6 protein-coding genes are annotated in these 8,929 nt (G+C 43.9%); 4 read left to right on the plus strand and 2 right to left on the minus strand.

The annotated features are described in order from the left end of the window. Nucleotides 1-162 precede the first annotated feature (162 nt). The 4 genes from chrA to VOR_RS0115310 all read left to right on the plus strand — a co-directional run bounded on the left by chrA (nucleotide 163) and on the right by VOR_RS0115310 (nucleotide 4,913). A complete protein-coding gene (chrA, locus tag VOR_RS0115295; RefSeq protein WP_010320570.1) occupies nucleotides 163-1,311 on the plus strand; it encodes a chromate efflux transporter in 1,149 nt (382 codons plus the stop codon). A gap of 224 nt (nucleotides 1,312-1,535) precedes the next feature. Continuing rightward, the gene (locus VOR_RS0115300) at nucleotides 1,536-2,684 is read left to right on the plus strand and encodes an HD-GYP domain-containing protein (RefSeq protein ID WP_010320571.1); all 1,149 of its coding nucleotides are present in this window, start codon (nucleotides 1,536-1,538) and stop codon (nucleotides 2,682-2,684) included. 176 nt (nucleotides 2,685-2,860) lie between these two features. Next, the gene (locus tag VOR_RS0115305; RefSeq protein WP_010320572.1) at nucleotides 2,861-4,546 is read left to right on the plus strand and encodes an AMP-binding protein; all 1,686 of its coding nucleotides are present in this window, start codon (nucleotides 2,861-2,863) and stop codon (nucleotides 4,544-4,546) included. Between the two features lie 154 nt (nucleotides 4,547-4,700). Then, nucleotides 4,701-4,913 (plus strand): VF530 family protein, encoded by a 213-nt coding sequence (locus tag VOR_RS0115310; protein ID WP_010320573.1) that lies wholly within the window; start codon nucleotides 4,701-4,703, stop codon nucleotides 4,911-4,913. A gap of 294 nt (nucleotides 4,914-5,207) precedes the next feature. Here VOR_RS0115310 and fusA read toward each other — a convergent pair whose 3' ends face one another. Continuing rightward, entirely contained in the window at nucleotides 5,208-7,301 is a 2,094-nt protein-coding gene (gene fusA, locus VOR_RS0115315) for an elongation factor G (protein WP_010320574.1), read from the minus strand. A 162-nt stretch (nucleotides 7,302-7,463) separates the two neighbouring features. After that, the gene (gene radA, locus VOR_RS0115320) at nucleotides 7,464-8,843 is read right to left on the minus strand and encodes a DNA repair protein RadA (RefSeq protein ID WP_010320575.1); all 1,380 of its coding nucleotides are present in this window, start codon (nucleotides 8,841-8,843) and stop codon (nucleotides 7,464-7,466) included. Nucleotides 8,844-8,929: the final 86 nt, after the last annotated feature.

An 8,929-nucleotide genomic window follows, 5' to 3' on the forward strand; every position in this document is an offset into this window, starting at 1 on the left:
AAAAACACCGCTTAATTAAAAGCTTGGACTAAGTTTAAACTCAGTTAACCCATGCCAGTCTGTTTATCGTTTTTCTGCGGTTTACAAATGGTTAAGGATTAAATTTGAATCTGCTCAAACATCCTTTTAAAGTAGCGAAACAACGTCTCTTTAAGAGTGCTTATGCACATGTTTACTATTTTCAAAACTTTTTTTCTGCTTGGGTGGATAAGCTTTGGTGGGCCAGCCGCTCACATTGGTTATTTCCGCAATACATTCGTTGAAAAATTAAAATGGATTGAAGATAAAGAATACGCACAGATCGTTGCCTTAAGTCAGTTTTTGCCAGGGCCAGGTTCAAGCCAAGTTGGATTTGCACTAGGATACCATCGTGGTGGCTTACTGGGTGGATGTGCCGCTTTTGCTGGTTTTACACTCCCTTCGGTTTTGATCATGGTCGCCCTTGCCATCGCCAGCAGCCAATTACTACAAGCCCCCTTATTTCAAAACGTGATTCACGGCTTAAAACTGCTAGCCGTTGTCGTTGTCGCGGATGCCACATGGGGAATGTATAAAAACTTCTGTAAGAATCGCTTAACCGTTGGGTTATGTTTGGCAACCGCTGTGATGCTGATTGTTGCACCCAGTATCGGAACGCAAATCGGAGTTCTCATTGTGGCAGCGCTGATCGGAGTCAAATGGCTCCCTAGCCAAGATTTAGCCACTGAACGTTCATTTGTCCCCGCCTTCATCCCTTTCGCTCTCTTTATTGGCTTACTGGTCGGTTTGCCTTTTGCCGGCCACTTGATGCCTGAAATCGCTCTATTTAACCACTTTTATCAAGCGGGTAGCTTGGTGTTTGGCGGCGGACATGTCGTACTTCCATTGCTACAAAATTTGGTTGGCGACGCGCTTGATCCGGATCTGTTTTTAACAGGATATGCCGCAGCACAAGCAGTTCCTGGTCCAATGTTTACCTTCGCCACTTACATTGGTTACGCTCTGCTACCACAAGCGCCAATCTTAGGCGCAACCCTGGCCACCATTGCCGTCTTTTTGCCAGGATTTTTGTTACTGCTCGGCGTGCTTAAAAATTGGCAAGCCTTAGCAAACTATCGATCGGTATCAGGAGCCATTAACGGTGTTAACGCCGCCGTCGTTGGTTTGCTGCTCTCAGCCTTATACCACCCTGTATTTACAAGCTCGGTCAGCAACAATTTAGACATGGCGATTGTTCTGATCGGTTTTTACCTGCTAAAACAGCTCAAACTGCCTATTATCTGGCTGGTTATATTCTTTACGCTCAGTGGCATTGCGCTTGGATTAAGCTAAAATCGGCTATACGCCTTGCTACTAAACATGGCGTCAAATAACCGTATTTATCTAGTGACCTAGCGTCATCCAGCGGCTTTCCAGTAGCACCTCATATTGCTTGGTTATATAACCCATTTTTTAGTTAAATTTCACGCACGCATCGCTTATCTGTCCTAAACTTATCAATTAGAAGATACTCTCCATTTCAACCTTGGAGACCCTGTAGCGCAGAGGAACACGCGATGGATACGCATAGCAAAGGTTGCGAGCACGCCTATTTTCCACAGGTTGGCCCACTCAATAAGCAACTCGATAATATACACCAACGAATGCAAGTCAAAATCCCAGAGATTGACCGCATCTCTTTTGCGCTATACGACCATCACAATGACCATTTAAAAACCTACGCCGACAGCACCTTTAACGGCGGAGAGCTTATACATTACGAGTTTCCACTTGCTGAACTTCCTGTCCTTAAACAATGTGCACAAAACGGCCAGAGCCGTAGCATTGAAAATATCCCACTCCAATTGAAGCCAGACTATCCTCATACTCGCTGGCTAATTGAACAAGGTTATTGCTCATCACTGGCGATTCCGACTTACCATCAACAAGTATTTATTGGCTTTATTTTCCTCAATTCGCGCCAAAGCCATTTATTTACCGAACAAGTAAAACAAGATGTGGAACCTTTTGTCGAGATGATCCGCTTCGCAGTTTGCTCTGAATACGATTTAGTCAAAACCATTTTGGATATAGCGAATTTGACTCAAGCACGCTCCCCAGAACATCAACTAGAATCAAAAGAACATAAAGAGCGCATTAGTTGTTATGCCAAAGTCATCGCTATTGAGGTTGCTGACATTTATCAACTGGATGATGAAGCTATTGATAACATCACCCAGTTTTCACGCTATCACGACATAGGCAAACTTGCCCTACCGACGAGCTTATTGCTTAACCCAAATACATTAGATAAACCAGAGCGTGCTCAGCTCTATACACACATAGAAAAAGGTATTGATATCATTAATCAAATTATTGATGAGATTGGCACACCTGATCACCCTTGCATATCCATATTAAAAGAGATCGTCGCTTATCATCATGAGTTTTTGGATGGTAGTGGTTACCCTTATGGACTAACTCAAGATGATATTCCCATATCGGCACGTATAATTGCCGTTGCCAACGTCTTTGATGCCTTAACAAGTCATCGTCCATACAGACAAGCTTGGTCTGTTCCTTTCGCCCTTCTCGAGCTGGAAAAAATGGTCGTGAGCGGCAAGCTTGATAAACACTGTGTCAATGCCCTTCGTTATCATCAAGAGTACTTAAAACAAGTGATTGATACCCACCCAGAAATTGACCCGAAGGATAGAATCAACTGAACAGAAATAAACGCTACTCGGAGTTAGGAGTGTCAAAATAAGAAAGTGAATCCAGCGCGCAACTTTAACGTTTAGTAACCACAATCTTCTTTTACCTAATCATTTCATCATGCTAGAGTTAACAAAGCGTTAACATAAAAACGATAATACTTTTGCCACTAACATGGAGTTAGAGAATGATTCAGCCTAACGAGTTAAGCAAAGCAACTTGTGCTCTCCCACCACCGAATGAAATGATCTTGAAATGGGCAGCGGAGCGCCCCAATCAAGTTTATTTAAGACAAATTATTAACCGACAATTTGTTGAATACACCTATGCAGAGGTTGCCGACAAAGCACTCAAACTCGTCTCTGCACTGCAAGGATTAGGCGCCAAACCTCAAGATAAAATTGCGCTTATTTCCAAGAACTGCGCTGAATGGTTTATTTGCGATCTCGCAATGATGCTCGGCGACTTCATTAGCGTACCTATTTTTCCAACCGCAGGCGCTGATACCATCGAATATTGCCTCACTCACAGTGAAACAAAAATAGTGATTGTAGGTAAACTCGATAACGGGCAAGCCACTCAGCAAGTACTCAGCAATTTACCCGATATAATTAGCATAGCGCTCCCCTATGATTCAGCGCCAGCCTGCGATCATCTCTTTACTAAGCTGATTGAGCACGCTCTACCAAGTACAGATCGACCAGTGCATTATGACGATAAGCTGATGTCGTTAGTCTATACCTCCGGTACCTCAGGCTTACCGAAAGGAGCGATGCTGACCTATGGAGCATTCAGTTGGTCAACCCAGCAACTCATTAATCACATTGGCATTCAAGAAAACGACCGATTATTTTCTTATCTCCCACTCGCTCATATTACTGAGCGAGTTTATATCTTTGGCTCTTCCATCATGGGCGGAGTGCAAACCGCTTTCCCCGAATCATTGGATACCTTTATTGAAGATGTGAAAATGCACCGTCCGACCCTATTCATCTCAGTACCAAGGTTATGGACTCTATTTCAGCAACGTATTCAAGATAAATTACCTCAGAAAAAACTCAATTTTCTGCTAAAAATTCCTTTCGTTAGCACCCTTATCAAGAAAAAACTGGCCGATGGCTTAGGACTTGACCAAGCTCGAGTGCTCGGCTGTGGCTCGGCTCCAGTATCACCAGCACTCCTTGCTTGGTATCACAAAATTGGGTTAAATATTACTGAAGCTTGGGGAATGACAGAATCTTTTGCTTACAGCACTCTCAACTACCCGTTTAGATCAGATAAAATAGGTTCTGTTGGACAAACGGGGCCGGGAATTGAGCTAAAAATCGCTAACGATGGCGAAATTATGGTCCGCAGCAAAGGGCTATTTTCAGGCTACTATAAAAATGATATCGCAACGCAAGAGTCTTTCTACAGAGAAGGATGGCTACATACTGGCGATATCGGTTTTATTGATGCTGAAGGTTATCTCACCATTCAAGGGCGCAAAAAGGACACCTTTAAAACAGCCAAAGGCAAGTTTGTGGCCCCTGTACCTATCGAAAATAAACTGTTCGAATACACTCGAGTCGAGATGATGTGTCTGATTGGCTTAGGGCTTCCCGCCCCTATTTTGCTGGTTGTTCCACATAATTTCCCTCATTTTGATCGCGTTCGTTATGAGCGTACTACTCAAAAAGTCATTACGCGGATGAATGAGGAATTGGAATCACATGAGCAAATCAAAGGCGTGCTAATGATAAAGGATCCATGGTCAATCGAAAATGGCGTACTCACTCCTACCTTAAAAATCAAGCGGCATGTATTAGAGCAGAAATATCATGAAATGGGCCACCATTGGCCAAAAGGACAACTGGTTGTTTGGGAAGAGTAATCCATTCTAATTGTGCAGGTTGGACTTAGCCTCTAACCTGCCAATACACCAAGTTTTCACACTAACAACCTCCTATATTGCCTAATATTTTGTCCTAATTTAACTCCGGTGCCTGCTATACTTAGCTTAAATAACACTATTGAATAATTGGATCATGACACAAGGTAATAACCCGCTGCATGGGGTCACTTTAGAAAAACTACTCACGGAGCTCGTTGAATACTATGGCTGGGAAGAGCTCAGCTATATGGTCAATATTAACTGCTTTAAAAAGGATCCGAGTATTAAATCAAGCTTGAAGTTTTTACGTAAAACTGAATGGGCACGTATTAAAGTTGAAGAAATCTATATCAACCTTAAGGGCTAGCTATACCCTTCCTACTTGAAACTGCAGCGGTGTTGGCTACGTTCGCTCACCCCAATCACATAGTTTATCTATGCTCATGGGGATGAACTTACTTGCCGCCTACCTGCAATTTCAAGTTGTTTGGGTATAAACGATATGAATTGAGTAGTATAAACTACCTTCGCCCGGCAGTTTCTACTTTTATCGGTTCTGCTTTTATCGGTTTTTATGCCCTTTTCTATTTCGTTGTTACATAAAAAATCCCCACCAGCTTTCACTGGTGGGGCTTTTTACGTTCAGCTTAGCTTTTAAGAATTACTTCTTCTCAGCTTCTTTACGTGCTTTAACTTCAGCAATAACTTGCTCTGCAACGTTTGCAGGACATGCAGAGTAGTGTGAGAACTCCATAGAGAACTGACCACGACCAGATGTCATTGTACGTAGGTGACCGATATAACCGAACATTTCAGATAGAGGAACGTTCGCTTTAATGCGTACACCTGTTACGCCAGCTTCTTGATCTTTAATCATGCCACGACGACGGTTAAGGTCACCGATAACATCACCAACGTGATCTTCTGGAGTAAACACGTCAACGTGCATAATTGGCTCTAGAAGTTGAGCACCAGCTTTAGGCATAGATTGACGGAATGCACCTTTCGCTGCGATTTCAAATGCGATTGCAGATGAGTCAACTGCGTGGAAACCACCGTCGAACAGTTCAACTTCAACGTCTAGTACAGGGAACCCAGCAAGAACACCTTGGTCCATCATAGACTTAAAGCCTTTCTCTACCGCAGGCCAGAATTCTTTAGGTACGTTACCACCAACAACTACTGATTTGAACGTGAAACCTGAATTTGGCTCACCTGGTTTGATACGGTAGTCGATCTTACCGAACTGACCAGAACCACCAGACTGTTTCTTATGCGTATAGCTGTCTTCAATTGCTTTAGTAATTGTTTCACGGTAAGCAACTTGAGGAGCACCAACGATAAGATCAATGCCGTGTGTACGCTTAAGGATATCGACTTTGATATCTAGGTGAAGCTCACCCATACCTTTAAGGATGGTTTCGCCCGTTTCTTCATCAGACTCAACTTGGAATGATGGATCTTCTGAAACCATTTTACCTAGCGCAATACCTAGTTTCTCAGAACCGCCTTTGTCTTTAGGAGCAACAGCGATAGAGATTACAGGCGTTGGGAAAATCATTGGCTCAAGAGTACATTCGTGTTTAGGATCACATAGAGTGTGACCAGTTTTCACGTTTTTCATACCAACGATAGCGATGATATCACCCGCTTGAGCAGCATCAAGTTCGTTACGATCGTTCGCGTGCATCTCAACCATACGGCCAATACGCTCAGTCTTACCAGTGGCACTGTTAAGAATGGTGTCACCTTTCTTCAGTTTACCAGAGTAAATACGGATAAACGTTAGAGCACCAAAACGGTCATCCATGATCTTGAATGCTAGTGCGCGGAACGGTTCGTCAACAGAAACTGTTGCAACTTCACCAGTAGGCTCACCTGTTTCAGGATCAGTCAGATCTTGAGGTACAACTTCAGCTGGAGCTGGAAGGTAATCAACAACTGCGTCTAATAGAAGCTGCATACCTTTGTTTTTGAACGCTGAACCACAGAATGTAGGGAAGAACGCTAGTTCACGAGTACCCTTACGGATACAAGCTTTTAGTTGCTCAACAGTTGGCTCTTCGCCTTCCATATAAGCCATCATTAGCTCGTCGTCTTGCTCTACCGCAGTTTCGATTAGCATTTCACGGTATTCTTCAACTTGATCTACCATGTCTGCTGGAATTTCTTTAACTTCGTAGTTTTCTGGCTGACCTGAATCATCCCAAACGTAAGCTTGACGGTTTAACACGTCAACAACGCCAACGAATTCATCTTCACGACCAATTGGAAGAGTCATCACAAGTGGGTTTGCGCCAAGAACTTTCTTCACTTGTCCTACAACGCGGAAGAAGTCTGCACCCATACGGTCTAGTTTGTTTACGAAGATCAGACGAGCGACTTCTGAATCGTTCGCGTAACGCCAGTTAGTTTCTGACTGAGGTTCAACACCGCCAGAACCACAGAATACACCAACACCGCCATCAAGAACTTTCAGAGAACGGTAAACTTCAACTGTGAAGTCAACGTGCCCAGGAGTATCGATAACGTTAAAACGGTGATCTTTCCAGAAACAAGTCGTCGCTGCTGATTGAATTGTGATACCACGTTCAGCTTCTTGTTCCATGAAGTCCATGGTAGAAGCGCCATCGTGTACTTCACCTGTACGGTGGATTTTACCAGTAAGCTTAAGAATACGCTCAGTGGTAGTGGTTTTACCGGCATCAACGTGCGCGAAAATACCAATGTTTCTGTATTTTGATAAATCTGCCATTGTCTTACTCTGTTAATAAGGTATAAAGTGCGCGCAGAGTATATCACAATCTGTCAAGACTGATACCCTTGCATACGCTTGCTTGAAAAAAAATATAGTACGGTTACGAACTGTCGGTGAAATATAGGTCATAACCGTAAAAGAGGCGAGTTTAATTAAGATTTATAACTCATCAAATGCTTCAATTGCTTCAGATAATTTCTTCACACCGTGCAATTGCATGCCAGCTATTCCACCTTTAGGCATATTCGCCATCGGAATAATTGCTTTCTTAAAACCATGTTTAAATGCTTCATTTAATCGCTCTTGGCCACTGGGAACTGGGCGAATTTCTCCAGCCAAACCGACTTCGCCAAAAACAACGACATCTTTAGCAAGTGGTTTATCTCTGAAGCTTGAAAGCAGTGCCATGAGAAGGGCTAAATCGGCGCTTGTTTCTGTCACTTTAACGCCACCAACCACATTGACAAACACATCTTGATCGGACATTTGTAAGCCACCGTGCTTGTGAAGTACAGCCAGCAATAAAGATAAGCGATTTTGCTCAAGCCCAACGGCGACTCGCCTTGGGTTCGCTAATTGTGAATAGTCAACCAGTGCTTGGATCTCCACTAGCAGTGGGCGCGTCCCTTCCCATACGACCATCACTGAACTGCCCGAAGTATCTTCTTCGCCTCGCGAAAGAAAAATGGCAGAAGGATTACTCACTTCACGCAAGCCCTGTCCTGTCATCGCAAAAACGCCGAGTTCATTGACCGCGCCAAATCGGTTCTTGTGACTGCGCAAAGTACGAAAACGAGTATCCGTTCCTCCGTCTAGCAATACCGAGCAGTCAATAATATGCTCTAGCACTTTTGGACCAGCCAAAGTACCGTCTTTCGTCACATGTCCGACTAAAAATACGGCAACGTTGTTTTGCTTAGCGTAGCGTGTGAGCATAGTCGCAGACTCGCGCACTTGTGCCACCGTACCGGGAGAGGATTGGACGTCGGCCACATGAATCACTTGAATTGAGTCTATGACCATGATGCGGGGCTGCTCTTTTTCAGCGATTTGGCAAATGCGATCTACATTGGTTTCCGACAGCATTTTAAGCTTATCTTTAGGTAAACCAAGACGAGAGGCTCGCATCGCGACTTGCTGAAGCGATTCTTCACCCGTGACATACAAAGCAGGCATTGACGCCGCGAGCTGACACATGGTTTGCAGCAATAAAGTCGATTTCCCAGCGCCAGGGTTACCACCAATTAAAATCGCCGCGCCGGGTACGACACCACCACCCAATACACGGTCCAACTCTTTAAATCCGCTAGAAAACCGTGGAACTTCCTGCAGATTAATATCCGACAGCACTTGAACTTGTGATTCTGTTACCGCCCCGGCGTAACCACCTAGTCGCTCATTACGTGCAACCTGCGACGATGCGGCCAAGCGTACTTCGGTGATAGTATTCCATGCACCACAAGCACTACATTGACCTTGCCAACGCGGAAAATCTGCTCCGCAATCATTACATACATAGGCGCGTTTTGCTTTTGCCATGCTTCCTCAACAATTCCTGTTTCTTGTTGGTAACCTATACTTTTCAAGCTTAAAGATTAAACTATTAAGTAGTCATGAAGTGATAT

It is taken from the genome of Vibrio ordalii ATCC 33509, assembly GCA_000257205.1.
Taxonomy (GTDB): domain Bacteria; phylum Pseudomonadota; class Gammaproteobacteria; order Enterobacterales; family Vibrionaceae; genus Vibrio; species Vibrio ordalii.